The following is a 1,485-nucleotide window of genomic DNA, read 5'->3' on the forward strand; positions in this document are numbered from 1 at the left end:
GGCACGCCCTGCTGACGGGCCGGGGGGAGGGCTGCTTCGAGTGCCTGTTCAACCCGCCGGACCATGAGGAGGCCCCGCTGTTCAACCGCGCCTCCTTCGCCGCGCCGGGCCCTCGCCAAGCTCCAGCCCGCCCAGCGCCAGGCCCTGCTGCGGCTGGCGGGCAACGACGCCCGGCGGCTCGAGCGCCTCCTCGGCAAGATCCCCGACCCCCTCGAGCTGAAGGCCCTGCTCCAGACCGCCCGCGGCCCCGCGGCGCTCGAGCGCCTGCTCGCCGAGCACCCCGCCGCCCGCGTGTCCCGGGCCCTGCGCGAGATGGACCCCCGGAGCATCAGGCCCGGGTTCGTGGAGGAGCTGGCGAGGCTCAAGCTCGAGTACCCGGTGCAGACCAGGAACCTGACACGGGAGGAGCTAATGTTGTTGAATAGTAAAGATCCCGCTGTTCGCAATGAGGTATTGGACAGTTTGTACCAGGGCAAGATGCCCCGCAAGCTGGCCGAGCTCAGCGAGGCGGAGCGCCTGCGCGACGCCCAGTTCGGGGAGCGGTACAGAAAGCTGCTGCTGGCGCTGCTGGAGAAAGAAGAGTATGTTTACCGCTACACGTCCCGGTACGCCGTCGAGAAGTACCTCAAGGCAGGCCGGATCAGCGAGGACTCCTTCATGACCAACGTGGGCACGCTGAGCGCGGAGGAGGCGGCCTACATGTCGCAGTTGGAGGGCCGCTGGTACGGCTTCACCGACGGGCTGCCCGAGGTGGTCATCAAGATCCCGAAGAGTGCGTTGGACATTGAAGCAGTCAAGGTTCCCAGACCTACAGGCAACAACCCTGACGTCGCCAACTACGAGTTCACCACCTCGGCCTATCCCACGGCGGGCAGGGGAGGGGCCTTGCAGTTTGTGGGCAGGACCCGCTCTTTCGATGAGAGCTGGGTGTTCGAGCTAAACCGTAGGATTAAGGGGAGGAAGTAACGTGGACGTGAAGGAACCTTCAGAGCTGACCCATAGCCACTACCACGTGGTCAGGGGCAAGACCCTGGCCGAGATCTTCAAGGCTGTGGACCGCCGCGAGCAGGTGAGCGGCGAGCTCGTCGATCGGCTGTGCCTGCAGGTCCTGCGTACTTCCTACCCCGAGATCCCCGAGGAGGACCACCCCTGGATGCTCGAGCACGTCCGTGACGGGGTGGACACCTTCCTCCACGCCGCCAACTGGGACTACTTCAAGGGGCTAGCAAATAAGCGCAAAGACTACGACGGCCCGACCTTCGATGACGTGGTGCTGATCCCGGCCATCATGCGGGCGGCCAAGATTCTATAGGGGTAGGGGCGTGAAGGAAGCTTCCAGAGAATCCCAACGCAAATACCACGGCGTCAAGCAGGCCGAGTAGGCCCTGCGGGGGGTACTGCGGGGGGTACCGCCGGGCGGCCCACGAGCTGGCCCGGGCCTACCGGGGGGAGGCGGAGGCCCCCCAAGCTGCCACAGCCCCCGCC

General features: G+C 66.1%; 2 protein-coding genes. Both read left to right on the plus strand.

Annotated features, from left to right (window positions below; all coding sequences use genetic code 11):
* Window positions 1–63: 63 nt before the first annotated feature.
* Entirely contained in the window at window positions 64–966 is a 903-nt protein-coding gene (locus Mterra_RS21195; protein WP_119316869.1) for a hypothetical protein, read from the plus strand.
* 7 nt (window positions 967–973) lie between these two features.
* Window positions 974–1,312 carry a hypothetical protein gene (locus Mterra_RS21200; protein WP_147373032.1) on the plus strand — a complete coding sequence of 113 codons (339 nt, stop codon included), beginning with the start codon at window positions 974–976 and terminating at the stop codon, window positions 1,310–1,312.
* Window positions 1,313–1,485 lie beyond the last annotated feature (173 nt).

It is taken from the genome of Calidithermus terrae (genome assembly GCF_003574345.1).
GTDB classification, from domain to species: domain Bacteria; phylum Deinococcota; class Deinococci; order Deinococcales; family Thermaceae; genus Calidithermus; species Calidithermus chliarophilus.